The 439-nt window shown below is 46.9% G+C and carries 1 protein-coding gene; it reads right to left on the reverse strand.

The window, feature by feature from the left end:
- On the reverse strand, window positions 1–439 hold a 439-nt coding region (locus FD23_RS10490), incomplete at both ends, for an IS30 family transposase (RefSeq protein ID WP_236743889.1).

Raw genomic sequence — 439 nt, forward strand, 5'->3', positions numbered from 1 at the left:
TTTATCCTCGATCTTGATCATGAAGAACTGACGCGTCTTTCGTTCGCACAGAGTAAGCAACACATCATCGTCCTTAGTCTTGTGTCCAAGAACCAGATCGCATTCCCAGTGACCAAAGTCCTTACGGCTTTCGATTCTAGGACTACGTTCATCGATGCTTCGTCCCAGGATACGCTTGTTTACACGGGCACGACGAGTCTTAGTATTGCGCTTGACCTTCTCTGGAAGATCACCGTTCTTGATATCCATTAGGCCCAAGTCAACGTAGTTATACAGAGTTTTGGTTGATACGACCTGATCCTTCTGGAAGATTCCCTTGGCCAAAGCATAACCCACGCAAGCATCAAGAGACCAGCCTTGATTATGGAAGCAGTGGGAAACATAGTCGATGAACTTATGTCTGCGAAGAAACAAGCTCTTGCGGCCGCATTCGCTTCTA

It is taken from the genome of Lactobacillus delbrueckii subsp. delbrueckii DSM 20074 = JCM 1012, assembly GCF_001433875.1.
Classification (GTDB): domain Bacteria; phylum Bacillota; class Bacilli; order Lactobacillales; family Lactobacillaceae; genus Lactobacillus; species Lactobacillus delbrueckii.